At 61.0% G+C, this 16,222-nt stretch carries 15 protein-coding genes; 5 read left to right on the top strand and 10 right to left on the bottom strand.

Going from position 1 to position 16,222, the window contains the following annotated elements; translation table 11 throughout:
- Window positions 1–210 precede the first annotated feature (210 nt).
- A complete protein-coding gene (locus tag VM99_03665) occupies window positions 211–2,394 on the top strand; it encodes a YccS/YhfK family integral membrane protein (protein AKJ97188.1) in 2,184 nt (727 codons plus the stop codon).
- Between the two features lie 125 nt (window positions 2,395–2,519).
- Here VM99_03665 and VM99_03660 read toward each other — a convergent pair whose 3' ends face one another.
- Window positions 2,520–3,257 carry an amino acid ABC transporter substrate-binding protein gene (locus VM99_03660; GenBank protein ID AKJ97187.1) on the bottom strand — a complete coding sequence of 246 codons (738 nt, stop codon included), beginning with the start codon at window positions 3,255–3,257 and terminating at the stop codon, window positions 2,520–2,522.
- Between the two features lie 262 nt (window positions 3,258–3,519).
- Here VM99_03660 and VM99_03655 point away from each other — a divergent pair, with 262 nt between their 5' ends.
- A complete protein-coding gene (locus tag VM99_03655) occupies window positions 3,520–3,972 on the top strand; it encodes an acyltransferase (protein AKJ97186.1) in 453 nt (150 codons plus the stop codon).
- 99 nt (window positions 3,973–4,071) lie between these two features.
- On the opposite strand, the gene VM99_03650 is transcribed toward VM99_03655, so the two are convergent.
- From VM99_03650 to VM99_03640, 3 genes are read right to left on the bottom strand one after another with little or no spacing between them, the layout of a single operon-like run.
- Window positions 4,072–4,368, bottom strand: coding sequence for a hypothetical protein (locus VM99_03650; GenBank protein AKJ97185.1), 297 nt, complete (start codon window positions 4,366–4,368; stop codon window positions 4,072–4,074).
- A gap of 4 nt (window positions 4,369–4,372) precedes the next feature.
- Window positions 4,373–4,876 (bottom strand): metal-dependent hydrolase, encoded by a 504-nt coding sequence (locus VM99_03645; protein AKJ97184.1) that lies wholly within the window; start codon window positions 4,874–4,876, stop codon window positions 4,373–4,375.
- A gap of 41 nt (window positions 4,877–4,917) precedes the next feature.
- A complete protein-coding gene (locus VM99_03640; protein ID AKJ97183.1) occupies window positions 4,918–7,041 on the bottom strand; it encodes a diguanylate cyclase in 2,124 nt (707 codons plus the stop codon).
- 323 nt (window positions 7,042–7,364) lie between these two features.
- Between VM99_03640 and VM99_03635 the strand changes: the two genes are divergently transcribed.
- From VM99_03635 to VM99_03625, 3 genes are all read left to right on the top strand, one after another.
- Window positions 7,365–8,033: an alginate lyase gene (locus VM99_03635; protein AKJ97182.1), complete on the top strand. Its 669-nt coding sequence runs from the start codon at window positions 7,365–7,367 to the stop codon at window positions 8,031–8,033.
- A 330-nt stretch (window positions 8,034–8,363) separates the two neighbouring features.
- Window positions 8,364–9,032, top strand: a complete 669-nt coding sequence (locus VM99_03630; protein ID AKJ97181.1) for an alginate lyase — start codon at window positions 8,364–8,366, stop codon at window positions 9,030–9,032.
- A gap of 448 nt (window positions 9,033–9,480) precedes the next feature.
- Entirely contained in the window at window positions 9,481–9,765 is a 285-nt protein-coding gene (locus VM99_03625; GenBank protein ID AKJ97180.1) for a fructose-bisphosphate aldolase, read from the top strand.
- A 156-nt stretch (window positions 9,766–9,921) separates the two neighbouring features.
- On the opposite strand, the gene VM99_03620 is transcribed toward VM99_03625, so the two are convergent.
- The 6 genes from VM99_03620 to gapA form a co-directional block, all read right to left on the bottom strand.
- A complete protein-coding gene (locus VM99_03620; GenBank protein AKJ97179.1) occupies window positions 9,922–11,412 on the bottom strand; it encodes a hypothetical protein in 1,491 nt (496 codons plus the stop codon).
- A gap of 447 nt (window positions 11,413–11,859) precedes the next feature.
- Window positions 11,860–12,924: a fructose-1,6-bisphosphate aldolase gene (locus tag VM99_03615; protein ID AKJ97178.1), complete on the bottom strand. Its 1,065-nt coding sequence runs from the start codon at window positions 12,922–12,924 to the stop codon at window positions 11,860–11,862.
- Between the two features lie 245 nt (window positions 12,925–13,169).
- Complete coding sequence (locus VM99_03610; protein ID AKJ97177.1) at window positions 13,170–13,502, bottom strand: lipoprotein; 333 nt, start codon at window positions 13,500–13,502, stop codon at window positions 13,170–13,172.
- A gap of 56 nt (window positions 13,503–13,558) precedes the next feature.
- Window positions 13,559–13,783, bottom strand: a complete 225-nt coding sequence (locus VM99_03605) for a lipoprotein (protein ID AKJ97176.1) — start codon at window positions 13,781–13,783, stop codon at window positions 13,559–13,561.
- 31 nt (window positions 13,784–13,814) lie between these two features.
- Complete coding sequence (locus VM99_03600; GenBank protein AKJ97175.1) at window positions 13,815–14,978, bottom strand: phosphoglycerate kinase; 1,164 nt, start codon at window positions 14,976–14,978, stop codon at window positions 13,815–13,817.
- 24 nt (window positions 14,979–15,002) lie between these two features.
- Entirely contained in the window at window positions 15,003–16,085 is a 1,083-nt protein-coding gene (gene gapA / locus VM99_03595) for a glyceraldehyde-3-phosphate dehydrogenase (GenBank protein ID AKJ97174.1), read from the bottom strand.
- Window positions 16,086–16,222: the final 137 nt, after the last annotated feature.

The raw sequence follows: 16,222 nt of genomic DNA, 5'->3' as shown, positions 1-16,222 counted from the left end.
CTCGCGAAAGGCGGTGTGTCAGCCAATTCAGATGCTGACTGACACACCGCATTCGCGAGCAAGCCCGCTCCCACAGGAGGCCAGTGGTGCTTTGGGAAGCGCATTCACACGTGACGGAACACTTTTTGCTGCCAGATGTGATCGTCCCCATTGCGTCGGCGTCATTACTGCCTCAATTTAGCGTCATTGCCCGTCAGGCCCGTGCACTTCATGTCATCGACCTCGTTTAGCCAATCTCTGCGTCGCCTTTGGGCGTTGGATAAGTTCAGTTATAGCGTGCGGGTGTTCATCGCCCTGACCGGCAGCATGGGGCTGTGCTGGTACCTCGATGAAATGGCCCTGCTGATCCCATTGTTCCTGGGCATCATCGCCAGTGCACTGGCCGAGACCGACGACAGTTGGCAAGGGCGCCTCAACGCGCTGGTCGTCACGCTGGTGTGTTTCAGCGTCGCGGCGCTGTCGGTGGAGTTGCTGTTCCCCTATCCCGTCCTGTTCATCATTGCCCTGGCCCTGGCGAGCTTCGGCCTGACCATGCTCGGTGCCTTGGGCGAACGCTATGGCGCGATTGCCTCGGCCACCTTGATCCTGTCGGTCTATACGGTGATCGGCGTGGACCAACGCGGTGGCGCGGTCACCGACTTCTGGCACGAGCCCTCGCTATTGGTCGCTGGCGCGGCGTGGTACGGCCTGCTCTCGGTGCTGTGGCACGCGCTGTTTTCCAACCAGCCGGTGCAGCAGAGCCTGGCGCGGCTGTTTCGCGAGCTGGGGCGCTACCTGAAGCTCAAGTCGTCGCTGCTCGAACCGATCCGCCAACTGGACATCGAAGCGCGACGCCTGGAACTGGCCCAGCAGAACGGTCGGGTGGTCGCCGCCCTCAACAGCGCCAAGGAGATCATCCTGCACCGCGTTGGCAACGGCCGGCCGGGGTCGAAAGTCAGCCGCTACCTGAAGCTGTACTTCCTGGCCCAGGACATCCACGAGCGCGCCAGCTCGTCTCACTACCCGTACAACGCCCTGGCCGAGGCGTTCTTCCACAGCGACGTGCTGTTCCGCTGCCAGCGCCTCCTGCGCCAGCAAGGCAAGGCTTGCCAGGCCCTGGCCGAATCGATCCAGTTGCGCCAGCCGTTCGTCTACGACGACACCTTCGCCGAAGCCCTCAACGACCTGCACGCCTCCCTGGAGCACCTGCGGATCCAGAGCAATCCGGCCTGGCGCGGTCTGCTGCGGTCGCTGCGGGCGTTGTCGGTGAACCTGGCCACCATGGACCGCCTGCTCAGCGACGCCAGCAACCCCGACGCCCTGGCCGATGCCACCGACAGCAGCCTGCTGGACCGCTCGCCGCGCAACCTCAAGGACGTCTGGCTACGCTTGCGCACCCAGTTCACGCCGACCTCGCTGCTGTTCCGCCATGCCCTGCGCCTGCCCCTGGCCTTGAGCGTCGGTTACGCCGTGGTGCACATGATCCACCCGTCCCAGGGTTACTGGATCATCCTCACCACGTTGTTCGTCTGCCAGCCGAACTACGGCGCCACCCGGCGCAAGCTCGGCCAGCGGATCATCGGCACCGCCATCGGCCTGACCGTGGCCTGGGCATTGTTCGACCTGTTCCCCAACCCACTGGTGCAGTCGTGCTTCGCCATTGCCGCCGGGGTGGTGTTCTTCACCAACCGCACGACCCGCTACACCCTGGCGACGGCAGCGATCACCATCATGGTGCTGTTCTGCTTCAACCAGGTCGGCGATGGCTATGGCCTGCTGCTGCCGCGCCTGTTCGACACCTTGCTCGGCAGCCTGATCGCCGGGCTGGCGGTGTTCCTGTTCCTGCCGGACTGGCAAGGCCGGAGGCTGAACAAGGTGCTGGCCAATACGCTGACCTGCAACAGCATCTACCTGCGCCAGATCATGCAGCAGTACGCCGCCGGCAAAAGTGATGACCTGGCTTATCGCCTGGCCCGACGCAACGCCCATAACGCCGACGCGGCACTGTCCACCACGCTGGCCAACATGCTGATGGAGCCGGGGCATTTCCGTAAGGAAGCCGATGTGGGCTTCCGCTTCCTGGTGCTGTCCCACACCCTGCTCAGCTACCTCTCGGGCCTGGGCGCCCACCGGGGCACCGAGCTGCCGGCGCAGGTGCGCGAAGACCTGATCGACGGGGCGGGAGTGAAGCTGGCGACCAGCATCGATGAAATCGCCCTGGGCCTGGCGAGCAAACAGCCGATTGCGGTGCAAAGTGACGAAGAAGAAGCCCTGGCCAATGCCCTGGAGCAGATGCCCGACGAGATCGACGAAGGCCAGCGGCTGGTGCAAACGCAATTGGCGTTGATCTGCCGTCAGTTGGGGCCATTGCGCACGTTGGCGGCGCATTTGATCAAGGAGACGGGTGAGGCCTGACCCGGTGGTGTCCAGACGGTCGCCTTCGCGAGCAAGCTCGCTCCCACGTTGGAATGCGTTCCCCTGTGGCAGCGAGCTTGCTCGCGATGAGGCCGGCGCAGGCACGCAAACTGCTTACATCCCGCTCACATCCCGTGCTGCTTCAATATTCGCTCATAGCTCCCATCGGCCTTCATCGCCGCAATCTCACGATCGAACCCCGCCACGATCTGCTCGTGCTCCGGGTTCTTCAGGCTGACCAGGATGTGCAGGCTGTTTTCGCTCAACGGCTTGGGCAAAAACTCCACGGCGTTGCGCACCTTGGCGGATTCGCGAGACAGGTAGTAACGGGCGACGAACTCATCTTCCAAGGTCAGTTTGACCCGGTCGGCGGCCAACATGCGCACCGCCATGGCGAAACTGTGGACCGGAACCTTCTGCATCTGCGGGTCTTCATCGAATGCCTTGGAGTAGGCATAACCGCGCACCACGGCAATCGGATACACGTGCAGTTGCTGCAAGTCGTCGTATTCGATGGGGATGTCCTTGCGTTTGATGAAACGCACGCTGTTGAGCAGGTACTCGGCCGAGAATTGGCCGATGCGGGTGCGCTCCTCGCTGTACCAGGCGTTGATCAACACATCGTAGCGGCCCTCGCCGATGCCCAGCATGGCCCGGGCCCAGGGCACCTGCTCGAAGTCGGTGGCATACCCCGCCCGCGCCAGGGCCGTGCTGACGATATCGGTCGCCAGGCCGCCGTTGACCAGCGTGGCGTCGGTAAAAGGAGGCCAACCATCGGCGACCAGGCGCAACTTTTGTGCGCAGGCGTTATGGCTCAGCAACAGCAACCCGACCAAAGCAAGAGCTCGATGCAATCGCGGCATGCCAACATCCTTGACGGGTTCAAATCCCGGTTTGTTTTTAGCCGAAACTCAAAGGCGATCCCTAAGATATCCGGTCCTAACATTAGCTCATTGAAACCGCTGCGCAGGGCTGGGTCGAAGATTACACAAAGAAGACAACAGCGCGACAGGCCAATGATGGCATTTTGGCCTCTATCACAGTTTTTTCCAGTCGCCCAAGGAAAGAGACTTCCCGGGGCAGCCCGCTTAATATCGGCAGCAGGTTTTTCAGGAAATTCAAAAAATGGATATCGATTGGGTCTGCAAACATCACAGTGACCTGAGCAAGGAACAGCTGTACGCCATCCTCAAATTGCGCGCCGAGGTGTTCGTCGTCGAGCAGAACTGCGCCTATCCCGACGTCGACGGCCTCGACCTGGAAGGCGACACCTGCCACCTGATGGCCTGGCAGGACAACCACCTGGTGGCCTACCTTCGCCTGCTCGATCCGCACTCGCAGAACAGCGACGTGGTGATCGGCCGCGTGATCATCGCGCCGCAGGCACGAGGCAAGGGCCTGGGCCATACGCTGATGGAGCAGGGCCTCAAGCAGGCCGAGAAGCATTGGCCCGGCACGTCGATCTCGTTATCGGCCCAGGCGCATTTGCAGGGGTACTACGGGCGGTATGGGTTCGAGGCGGTGGGGGTGGAATACCTGGAGGATGGGATTCCACACATTGGCATGCACAGGCCTTGAGGCCGTCTTCGCGGGCAAGCCCGCTCCCACATTGGAATGCATGCGCCCTTGTGGGAGCGGGCTTGCCCACGCAGGCGTCAGCCCTGATACCCACCCTCTTCAGGGGTATTGCAGCACCGTCTTGATCTGCTGCAGATTCTCCTCGATCCACCGCCGGTCGATCGCTCCCCAATCGCGAATCCGATAAGAGCCGGCATGATGGCGGGCGCCCTGCGCTTGCTCGAACTCGCAGACGATGTCCAGGTCCGCCAGCGCCGCCACGGTGTCCTGGGCCGTGCGCCGGGGCATCCCGGTGACCTCGGTCAGCGCGGGAATGCTGCTGGCCACGCCGCTGTCGATCAGGTAAGCCACGTACAAGCGCCGGTAGAAGCTGGTCTTGGTCTTGCTGACATCCATCCGATCATTCCTTGTGAGGTTGCAGGTCCCGCCAGGTCAGGTACACCCGCAGGTCGAATTCCAATTGGTGATAGCCCGGCAGCATGTGCTCGCAGAGCTGGTAGAACGCCTTGTTGTGGTCCGATTCCTTGAAGTGCGCCAGTTCGTGCACGACGATCATGCGCAGGAACTCCGGCGCCGCCTCCTTGAAGAGCGCCGCGATGCGGATTTCCTTCTTGGCCTTGAGCTTGCCGCCCTGCACCCGCGAAACGGTAGTGTGCAGGCCGAGGGCGCGGTGGGTCAGGTCCAGGCGATTGTCGAACAGCACCTTGTCGATGGCCGGCGCATTACGCAGGTACTGCTGCTTGAGCTCCAGCGCGTAGCCATACAGGGCCTTGTCGCTCTGGATCGCATGCCGTTCGGGATAGCGCTGTTGCAGGTAGTCGCCCAGGCGATCCTGGGCGATCAGTTGCTGCACCTGAGCTTGCAGGGCGGGCGGATAGGCCTGGAGGTACTTGAGCGCGGTCATCGGGCGGCAACAGTGTGAGAGAGGTCGCCAGTGTAGCGAATTCAGTGCCTGATCGCGCTCCAGTCGAACGGCTCGGCAAAGGCATCGGTGTCGTCGGCCACCAATGGCCGCGCCACCAGGAAGCCCTGCACGAACTCGCAGCCATGGGCCTTGAGCCACTGGTACTGCTCGGCGGTCTCCACCCCTTCGGCAATCACCCGCAAGCCCAGCTGCAGGCACAACTCGATCACCGACGCGGCCAGTGCCGCATCCCGCGGCGAACCGGGCAGGCGGGCGATCAGGTGCCGGTCGAGCTTGAGGGTGTCGAGCTCCAGGTCGCGCAGGTGCACCAGCGAGCACGGCCCCGAACCGAAATCATCCAGCGCCACCCGCACCCCGAGGTGACGCAGCAGCCGCAGTTGCTTCTGGGTTTCGTCGGGGTTGCGCACCAGCGCATCTTCCGTCACCTCGACCTCCAGTTGCCGGGGCTTCAAGGCATGGCGCTCCAGCACCTGGCGCAGCTCGGTCACCAGGTTGGGCATGCCGAACTGGGTGCTGCTCAGGCTCACCCCCAGCACCAGGTCGTCCGGGAACCTGCGCTCCCAGACTTTGCGCTGGGCGCCGCTGCGATGGTAGATCCAACTGCCCAGTCGACTGATCAACCGCGCCTCCTCCAGCAACGGCAGGAACAGCCCGGGCGGCACGTCGCCGACGCTCGGATGCTGCCAGCGCAGTAACGCCTCGAAGCCACGGATGCGCCCGTCGCCGATGCTGACCTGGGGTTGATAGACCAGGTTGAACTCACGGTTCTCGATGGCCGAGCGCACGCTTTCTTCGAGCATCAACCGTGAACGGGCTCGACCGTTCATTTCGTGATCGTAAAAACGGTATTGCTGGCGACCGGCGCGCTTGGCCTCGTACATGGCAATGTCGGAGGCACGCAGCAGGCCATCGAGGTTGGCGCCGCAGTCGGGGTACGTCGCGATGCCGATGCTGGCCCCGAGCGCCACGTCCATGCCCTCGATCTGCTGGCAGATCGCGACGCGCTCGATGAGCTTCTCGGCGATCTTGGCCGCCTGCTCCGGAAACTCCAGGTCCAGCAGCGCGGTGAACTCGTCGCCCCCCAGGCGGGCAAGGATGTCGAAGGGCCGCAGGCACGCCTTCAACTGTTCCGAGACCCAGCGCAGCACCCGATCGCCGGCGTCATGGCCGAGCAGGTCATTGACCCGCTTGAAGCCGTCGAGGTCCAGGTACAGCAGCACCCAGTTGCTTTCCAGTCGCTCGCTGCGCATCAGCAGGTTTTCTGCGGTCTGGTAGAACCCTCGCCGGTTGAGCAAGCCGGTCAGCGGGTCCGTGACCGCCTGGTATTCGAGTTGCTGGTGCAGGTGACGCACCACCGACATGTCCTGCAGTGTCACCACCATGGCCTTCTGCTCTGCCGGCAGCGGTGCACAGGACAACGCCACCGACACCTGCTGGCCCGGCGCCGTGCGCAATACGGCATCATGCAGGCGCAAGGTCTGCCCACGGCAATAGGCCGCGAAGATATCGGAATCGGCCCAATCGGGAATGTGGGGTTTTTGCAGGAAATCCAGCATCGGCAGCCCTTGCAACTGCTCAGCCGTCGCGTTGAGCAGTCGGCAGGTGGACGGATTGGCGAAGCGGATGCAGCCGCTCTCATCCACCACCAGGATCCCTTCGGCGGCGTTATCCAGCACCGAAGCGTTGAAGGCCCGGGCCGCTTCCAGGTCCTGGCTCAGGCGCTGCAAGGCTCGGCGATTGCGCTGATGCTCCAGCAACGCCTGGACCTTGGGCTTGAGAATCTGCGGGTCGAAGGGCTTGAACAGGTAATCCACGGCGCCACTGGCATAACCCTTGATCACCGCGTCCTGGGATTGTTCGTTGGCGGTCAGGAAGATGATCGGCGTGAGCCGCGTGCGTTGGCTACCGCGCATCAGGCGCGCCACCTCGAAACCGTCCATGTCGGGCATCTGCACATCCAGCAGCACCAGATCGATGTCGTGTTCGAGCAGCAGGTTGAGGGCCTCGACACCCGAGGCCGCCGTCATCACCTGCCAATCCTGACGCTGCAGTAACGCTCGCATGCTGAGCAGGTTTTCGGGGTAGTCATCAACAATCAAAAGGACAGAGTTGTCTTCGCCAAGCGTAGGTTGCGCGCATTCCATGCTGCTTCTCTTATCAGGCGCCACGTCCGTTTTTCACAAAGTAAAGCGGACAAATACTGAGATCTCACTCTAGACCGGGATTTTGAAAAGCAGTAGGTGTCATCACGCCATCATCCAGACAAAGCCCGAAATAGCCGACTAACGGTCACCCTCCTCAGGCATAGAACCTGCAAAGACGGATTTCGACGGACATTTGACGTCAACCATCCGCCGGGCAGCGCTCGAAAACATCCTGCCTGACTTTTATAGATACGCCTCAAAGGCCTGGGCTAGAGCCTCCCTGATGCGGCGTGCAACATTGAACCGTTACGCAGGATCCGAACATGATCGATCTCAACACCTGGAACTTGAGCATTCCTGAAGGCAGCCCGGCCATCACCATCGAAACCCCTCGATTGGCACAAGGTTTCAAGGACGAATACTTCAACGCCGAAACCGGCACACTATTCTTCTGGGCCCCGGTGACCGGCACCAAGACCGCCAACGCGATCTACCCGCGCAGCGAGCTGCGCGAAACCTACAGCGACGGCACCCTGCGTAACTGGCTGTATTCGGCGGCGGATAACTCGCTGAAGGCGACCCTGATGGTCAACCAGGTACCCAGTACCGGCAAGATCGTGATCGGTCAGATCCATACCAAGGACAGCACCAGCCCCATGGTGAAGCTCGAATACCAGTACAAGACGAAAACCTCCACCGGCAACATCGTCGCCAAGGTCCGCATGCGTCCTGACGACGAGGAAGGACAGGTCGTCATCATTGCCACCGGCGTCAAGCTCGACAGCCGGTTCTCCTACCAGATTCATCTCAACCAGAAGGGTGCGCTGGGTATCACCGCAGCGGGCTACAACTGGAGAACCACCATCGACCCGACCTGGAAAGACAAGCCGCTTTATTTCAAGGCGGGGGTCTACGTGCAGGACAACACCGGCTACACCACCGAAGGCGGAAAAGTGACCTTCAGCCTGCTGGCTGTCGATCACAAGATCTGATCCCCTCCAGGCGCCGAAGCAGCAGGGAACGCTGCTTGGGCGGACGCCTGTCGATCCCCCCCCTCTTCAAGCAAGAGCTGCCAAAAAGTGGAAAGCGACAGATACCACTTGGCCATCGTTCCAACCATTTTGCGATTAATCGACCAACGGTCATTCCGTTCGGGCACAAAAGCGGCAAATGCCACTCTGACGGTCCGTTGACGCCAACCCTCCGCCGAACGCGTACAGGAAGAATTACCGTCGCGCACGCCCACCGGTGTCTTCAAAAGCGCGTCACAGAGCCTCCGGCTATGGCGTAAATCATTTCTTTTGTACAGAAAGGATCCGAGCATGGTCGATCTTGCAACGTGGAACTTGAGCATCCCCGAAGGCAGCCCGCCGAAAACCATCGAAACCCCACGCCTGGTGGACGGGTTCAAGAACAAATACTTCAACTCCGACGGCAGTACCGTCTACTTCTGGGCGCCGGTCACCGGCGCCAAGACCGAAAACGCCATCTACCCGCGCAGCGAGCTGAGGGAAACCTATAAAGACGGCACCTTGCGTAACTGGTTGTACCCCGACGCCGATAACTTCTTGAATGCCACCCTGACCGTCAGCCAGGTGCCCAGCAGCGGCAAGGTGGTGATCGGCCAGATCCATACCAAAGACAGCAACAAACCCATGGTGAAACTGGAGTACCAGTACAAAGAGGCCACTGACACCGGTGACATCGTCGCCAAGGTCCGCATGCGCCCCGACGACAAAAATGCCCGGGTCATCACCGTCGCCACTGGCGTGAAGCTTGGCCGCGCCTTCTCCTACCGCATCCACCTTGACCGCACCGGCGACCTGGGCATCACCGCGGCGGGCCGCAGCTGGTACACCACCATCAGCGCAACCTGGCGAGTCAGGCCGCTGTATTTCAAGGCAGGCGTGTATGTGCAGGACAACACCGGCTATACCAGCGAAGGCGGGAAAGTGACGTTCAGCAAGCTGGATATCGATCACAACACCTGACACGTTCTGTTCCTAAAATCTCGTAGGCATTTACGCTTCGTGGCGAGGGAACTTGCTCCTGTTGGGCTGCGAAGCGGCCCTCGCTTTTCGTCAGACCCGGCGCATGCCCAGGCTTTGCGGCGGCCGCGCTACCGAGCGGGAGCAAGCTCCCTCGCCACGGGGGTGGTGATGGTCCTACAGGTCGGTTGTTGCGTTGGAAATCCACTCTATAGTTAGGGCCGTCGCTGGCTTTGGTCAGTGATCGGGTTTCGCAGCCCAGCAGCAGGAATGCACCGTCGAATGAAATTCAGGCAAACTTGCCCGCGTTCATTTAATGGCGGTTGCGCGCGGGAGACTTTCGGGTCTGCCGGGTTTGATTCCTCTCGGTCTGCGAACCCGCGCGTAGCTGCCACCCATTTGTTTCGCAGCAAAAAGGTGGCATTTCTTCTTAATTGCAGGGATCAACCTTATGACAGCTAATCAGACGTCCAGCCGCTTCACTGCTCTAACCTCAATTGCCACTTCCACCCCTGTCCTGTTCATCGACAGCACAGCACCGTTGGCCGAACTCCACGCCTGCGCCAGTGAGCGCTTGCACGCTACCCTCGATTATTTGACGCTCATGGCCTGCATGACTTTGCGCGATTCGGGAGCCAATGACGTCAATACCATTACTAATGTCGCCCGGATCATGGTGCAGGATGTAGCGGATGTTTTTGGGGTGATTGAACAGCGTGGGCTTGAAGCGCAATAGCGCTCCTATGGAAAAAATCTGTGGGAGCCTGCTTGCGATGGCGGTGGCTCAGCCAAACGGCTTCTGGATGTGCCGTTACCTTCGCGAGCACGCTCGCTCCCACACGGAGTTCTTCATTGGCCTGGGATTCTGTGCTCTACACAGCCCTCCCCTGTCTTAAAGCAAATATTTAGAGATGTACTGGCGCTCGAACGGCAATTCTACGTATAACCGAGTGGTTCCCAGCACCAGGAGATTGCCGTCTGAGGTGAACGCCAAGCGACTGACTTGCTCAAAAAAACCAGCGTCGACCGTGTGCGTCCAGCCCATGTATTCAGGGCTTCCATCAAAGCTTGGAAAGCCAAAGCTATGGTCAAGGGCACCGCTACGTTCCAAACGAAAAAGCACTCCCTGCTCTAGCCCCGCGGTTTGTCCGCCCACCACGATCTTGCCATCGGTTTGGATGGCGACAGCCTTTGCATCCCCACTGTCGATGCCCAGCTCTATTGCCACAAGCGGTTGCCCGCCGTTGAACGTGTTATCGAAGCTCCCGTCACTGTTGAGGCGCAAGACGACTGCATCAGTGGTATGTGCTCCTTCAATGCCGATTCCTCCAACCGCTACCAGTTTTCCGTCGGACTGCAACGCAAGGGCCTGCAGCATCGCCGGGCGCCCGTCAACGGGTACGAAAGTCACGTATCCTCCACTTCCGAATGCCGGTTCCAGGCATCCATCGAGTCGGTACTTGGCGACCAATGCGCTTTCCCCATTGATGACGCCCGTAGCAAGAATATGCCCACTGTGCAAGACAACTAGAGGCCCGCGCAGCCCTACAGGCGCCAGAAGCACGACGCCCAATTCACCGAATGAATGATCGATTTCGCCATCAACCGTGAAGCGCATGAGCCAGGATGCTCCACTCGAGTATGGACCATGACCAGCGCCGATCACCCGACCATCAGGCAGAAGGGCAATCCTGGCGGTCGTGAGCATACCGATAGGTACCGGTGCCCAAGCGAAGCCACCGTCGCCAAAATCAGGCTCAAGCACACCTTCGGAAGTGACGCACATCAGGCGCACGGTTGTCTGCTCTCGCCCCAATCCGTAGACCAGAACTTTACCCTCCGCCAGAATCGCAACATCTGTCACACTGAAGAACCCCGAATCAGGCATTTGCAGGCCGCCACCATTGCCATAGCTTTGATCGGGCTTGCCATCCGCTGTAAAGCGCCACAGCTCCAGTTGCAGGCCCGGCGCCATGAATGCTGCGAATATTTTTCCATCCGGCAGCTGGACGACCGAACCGGGAAAACGTTCGGTCTCAACACCGGAGGGGGGCGGAAAAACCAGTGCACCTCGGTCAGCAAAAGCTTCATAAGGACTGCCTGGGTGCAAAGGTACGCTCTGGTTCATGGTCATACTCTCCTGAGTTAGCAGCCTCTTGATGACGTCCCGGACAGATCTGCTCAAACTCGCACTTACGATCCGACTTCTGATGGTGCACGGCGTCGCTTTAACGGTCGTGCTTAAAGTGTCACCCAGGGTTTGCAGTGGCGCTACTGTCAGGATCGACAGCTGCACAGACAGTTTCCGAATATAAGGTTGCTCCAAACCACCAGAAGTCATCCAAGAGAATGCCCTCAACAACTGCTGGCACGAGGCGTGCATTGGCCATGAACGCAATGAGGGCGTTGAATGGATTCTGTATGTACCGACGCCTTCGCGGGCAAGCCCGCTCCCACAATTGGATCGGGTATTGCCGAAAGAGTCAGGCCGGCTATTAGGCCGCCTCGCGAGCAAGCTTTGCTCCCACAGCCTTAGCCCTACAGACCTTATGAATGTACGACCGCAAGAGCCAGATCGGCTTTAAGGCCGCTTCGGCGAGCTTTTGATCTGGGGGCCCCGTTAACCACGCCTGCGTTCGGGCACACCGAGCCTAGGCGAGGTGCCGAGTGGTGGGGCAAGGCGCTTTTGGTTACTTTTGGCGCCTTTCCAAAAGTAACCCGCTGTAAGAGCGGAACCCTAAGTAGCCGTTACCGCAGCAATGGATATGCACACAAAAACCGCCCATAAAAAAACCCGCAAAAATGCGGGTTTTTTCGAAAGCAGAAAGACTCAGTTGACCTTGGCGTTCAACTCGCCCTTCAGATAACGCTGGTACATGGCTTCCAAGGAGATCGGCTTGATCTTCGAAGCATTACCCGCCGTACCAAACGCCTCATAGCGCGCAATGCAAACGTCACGCATCGCAGTCACGGTCGCGCCAAAGAACTTGCGCGGATCGAACTCGCTGGGATTGGTCGCCATCAAGCGGCGCATGGCACCGGTGGACGCCAGGCGCAGGTCGGTGTCGATGTTGACCTTGCGCACGCCGTACTTGATGCCTTCGACGATTTCCTCAACCGGCACGCCGTAGGTTTCCTTGATGTCACCGCCGTACTGGTTGATGATCGCCAGCCATTCCTGAGGCACCGAGGACGAACCGTGCATCACCAGGTGGGTGTTGGGGATGCGCTTGTGGATTTCCTTGATGCGGTCGATGGCCAGCACGTCGCCGGTAGGCGGCTTGGTGAACTTGTAGGCGCCGTGGCTGGTGCCGATGGCGATCGCCAGGGCGTCGACCTGGGTCTTCTTGACGAAGTCGGCGGCTTCTTCCGGATCGGTCAGCATCTGGCTGTGATCCAGCACGCCTTCGGCGCCGATACCGTCTTCTTCACCGGCCATGCCGGTTTCCAGCGAACCCAGGCAACCCAGCTCGCCTTCCACCGAAACACCGCAGGCGTGAGCCATGGCAACGGTTTGCTGGGTAACACGCACGTTGTACTCGTAGTCGGTCGGGGTCTTGCCGTCTTCGCCGAGGGAGCCGTCCATCATCACCGAGCTGAAGCCCAGTTGGATGGAGCGCTGGCAGACGTCCGGGCTGGTGCCATGGTCCTGGTGCATGCACACCGGGATGTGCGGGAATTCTTCGATGGCGGCCAGGATCAGGTGACGCAGGAACGGTGCACCGGCGTATTTACGCGCGCCGGCCGAAGCCTGGACGATCACCGGGGAGTCAGTCTTGTCAGCGGCTTCCATGATGGCGCGCATCTGCTCAAGGTTGTTGACGTTAAAGGCTGGGACGCCGTAGCCGAACTCGGCTGCGTGGTCCAGCATCTGACGCATGCTGATAAGTGCCATGTGTGTCTCTCTCCCGGTCGAGGGTCGTTAATCGTGCCAGCCTGCCGGAGCGGCGGCGGCTATTCAAGTCATTGCAGGTCGGGGCTTGGCCCTGGCCTGGATGTTTGGTGAAGCAAATGCTCGAAACTGCAGCGGCCCCTTGTGGGAGCGGGCTTGCTCGCGAATGCGGTTTCACATCCAACTAAAATGCAATCTGATCCACTGCATTCGCGAGCAAGCCCGCTCCCACACTGGATCTCTGTGAATCAATCGGCCTTGCAGCCACGCCCAATCAAGTCATTGGTGGCGACCCAATACACCAGGCCTTCCTCACCCTTGACGTGAAACGCCAGCATGTCATCGCTGTACAGCGACCCTGAGGCGCCCGGCTCCTGCTTCAGGTGGTAGACCTGCTCGGCACCGCCAAGGCGCACGTCGACTTCCTGATGGGCGGCATCGGTGTAGCGCCAGAGCACCTTGGCCTCGCTGTCACAGGTCCAGGTCGTCCAACCCGTAGCAGGCGCGGACCCGCCCGAAAAACCCAACTGCGCACAACCGGCCAGCACTGCCAACGCCGCAACGGCGATCAAGCCTTTCATCCGTGTTCCTCGACTGACGGCGCACGCCGCCAGCCATGAGTTAAGAGTCAGACCCGTCAAGGACAACCACGTTCCTTGGCCGGGGTTTGCGTCTCGTATTTGTCCAGGCCGTCGGGTCCGGAACGCTTGTTCAGCACCGGATTGGTCTCGGCCTGCCAGTCGGCCTGGTAGCAGCCTTCCTCAGGCGCCGGCGTCCCGGTTTCCGGGGGCGTGGCCTTCGGACTGCCGGAGCAGGCCGCCAACAGCGTCGCCGCAAGCAGCAACGTGAACGTCTTGACCATCAGAACCCTCCTTTGCCTGGTCAACGCAGCCTCAGGCCTTGGCCCGGCTTTCCAGGACTTCCACGGCCGGCAGCACTTTGCCCTCGACGAATTCGAGGAACGCGCCACCCCCGGTAGAAATGTAGGAGATCTGCTCGGCCACGCCATATTTATCGATGGCCGCCAGGGTGTCGCCGCCGCCCGCGATGGAAAATGCCGCGCTCTCGGCGATCGCCTGGGCCAGCACCTTGGTGCCGTTGCCGAACTGGTCGAACTCGAACACGCCCACCGGGCCGTTCCACAGGATCGTCTGGGACGATTTCAACAGTTCGGCGAAATTGGCCGCGGTTTGCGGGCCGATGTCGAGGATCATGTCGTCTTCGGCCACGTCGGCGATCAGCTTCACGGTCGCGGCAGCGCTTTCGGCGAACTCCTTGGCCACCACCACGTCCACCGGCAACGGCACGCTGACCTTGGCGGCGATGTCCCGGGCCGTGTCCAGCAGGTCCGGCTCATACAGGGACTTGCCGACCGGGTGACCGGCTGCCGCAAGGAAGGTGTTGGCGATACCGCCACCTACGATCAGTTGGTTGCAGACCTGACTCAGGCTGTTGAGCACATCGAGCTTGGTCGACACCTTGGAGCCGGCGACGATGGCCGCCATCGGCTGGGCCGGGGAGCCCAGGGCCTTGCCCAGGGCGTCCAGTTCGGCGGCCAGCAGCGGGCCGGCGGCGGCGACCTTGGCGAACTTCGCCACGCCATGGGTCGACCCCTCGGCGCGGTGGGCGGTGCCGAACGCGTCCATCACGAATACGTCGCACAGGGCGGCGTATTGCTGGGCCAGTTCATCGGCGTTCTTTTTCTCGCCCTTGTTGAAGCGTACGTTTTCAAACAGCACGACATCGCCGGCCTTCACGTCCACGCCGCCCAGGTAGTCAGCCACCAGAGGCACCTCACGACCCAGGGCACGGCTCAGGTAGTCGGCCACGGGCTTGAGGCTGTTTTCGGCCGAGAACTCGCCTTCGGTCGGGCGGCCCAGGTGGGAGCAGACCATCACGGCCGCGCCTTTTTCCAGGGCCAGCTTGATGGTCGGCAGCGAAGCCAGGATACGTGCGTCGCTGGTGACAACACCGTCCTTGACGGGGACGTTGAGGTCTTCGCGAATCAGTACACGCTTACCTTGCAGATCGAGGTCGGACATCTTCAACACGGTCATGGGTCGCAATTCCTGGGTAACTGTTTAGAGAGCAGGTTTGTTGGAAGCACTGAGCGGGCCAGAATGCGCCGTCGCTGCTTGCAGGTAATGTTCAGCAACGTCGAGCATTCGGTTGGCAAAACCCCATTCGTTGTCGAACCAGGCCAGGATGTTCACGAGCCGCGGCCCGGAAACACGGGTCTGGCTGGCATCGACGATGGCCGAATGGGGGTCATGGTTAAAATCACAGCTGGCATGAGGCAATTCGGTGTAGGCCAGAAGGCCTTTGAGCGGGCCGCTGGTGGCGGCTTCGCGCAGGATCCGGTTGACCTCGGTGGCGTCGGTATCGCTCACGGTCTGCATCGTGATATCGAGGCAGGACACGTTGACCGTCGGCACCCGCACGGCTTTGGCCTGAATTCGCCCCGCAAGTTCCGGCAGCAGCCGTTCGATGCCGCGCGCCAGACCAGTGGACACCGGAATCACCGACTGGAACGCCGAACGGGTGCGGCGCAGGTCTTCGTGGTGATAGGCGTCGATCACCGGCTGATCGTTCATCGCCGAGTGGATGGTGGTGATCGACACGTATTCCAGGCCGATGGCCTGGTCCAGCAGGCGCAACAGCGGCACGCCGCAGTTGGTGGTGCAGGACGCGTTGGACACCAGCAGTTCGTCGCCCGCCAGGCAATCCTGGTTCACGCCGTAGACGATGGTCGCGTCCACATCCGCTTCGCTGGCCATCGGTTGGGAGAACAGCACGCGGGGCGCGCCGGCCGCGAGAAAACGCTGGCCGTCTTCGCGGGTGTGGTAGGCGCCGGAACATTCGAGCACCAGGTCGACGCCCAGGGACGCCCAGTCGATGCCTTCGGGGGTGGCACTGCGCAGGACCTTCACGCAGTCACCATTGATATGCAGACAATCGCCCTCGACCCGCACTTCGCCCGGGAACCGGCCGTGGGTGGAGTCAAAGCGTGTCAGGTATTCGATACTGGCCATGTCGGCCAGATCGTTGATCGCGACAATTTCAAACCCGGCCTTCGCCCCTCGCTCGAACAACGCACGCAAGACGCAACGACCAATCCGGCCGTAGCCGTTGAGTGCAACTTTGTAGGGACGCGGTTGGGGCATGGGGGTCTCTGGGCCTGGTTGAATCCATTAAGACAATCTTTATCTGGACCACCGCCATCGCGAGCAAGCTCGCTCCCACAGGTTCGACGAAGGTCTTTGTGGGAGCGAGCTTGCTCGCGATGGCGTCAGAACAGACA

The organism is Pseudomonas chlororaphis, assembly GCA_001023535.1.
Lineage (GTDB): Bacteria > Pseudomonadota > Gammaproteobacteria > Pseudomonadales > Pseudomonadaceae > Aquipseudomonas > Aquipseudomonas chlororaphis_E.
The sequence above is the reverse complement of the archived record's forward strand: the minus strand, read 5'-3'. Positions and strand labels throughout refer to the sequence as shown.